Origin of the sequence: Streptomyces sp. WAC 04229, assembly GCF_003947455.1 — a bacterium.
Classification (GTDB): Bacteria; Actinomycetota; Actinomycetes; order Streptomycetales; family Streptomycetaceae; genus Streptomyces.
Map to the genome: position 1 here is coordinate 1 of NZ_QHJH01000452.1, position 255 is coordinate 255.

1 protein-coding gene is annotated in these 255 nt (G+C 70.2%); it reads right to left on the reverse strand.

All coding sequences use genetic code 11. The features are described from left to right. Positions 1–198 (reverse strand): helix-turn-helix domain-containing protein (locus DMH12_RS38820; protein WP_148107625.1); only part of this gene is annotated, 198 nt, incomplete at its 3' end. Positions 199–255 lie beyond the last annotated feature (57 nt).

Consider the following 255-nt stretch of genomic DNA (forward strand, 5'->3'; position numbering starts at 1 on the left):
CCGCCACCGGGCAACGGTCCCACGATCGGTGTCCAGCCGGGCGGCCACCGCGGTGTTGCTGAGTCCGTCCGCGCAGGCCAGCACGATCCGTGCCCGCTTGGCCAGACCCTGCGCGGTCGTCCGGCGTGTGGCCCACCCCTGCAACACCAGCCGCTCGTCCTCGGATAACACCAGCGGTTGCAGCCTGCTGTCCCCCATTCCTCCAGCAGACCGCAGCCTCCAGCCGCTGTCACCGCCCGAGCCGAAATCTGAAAC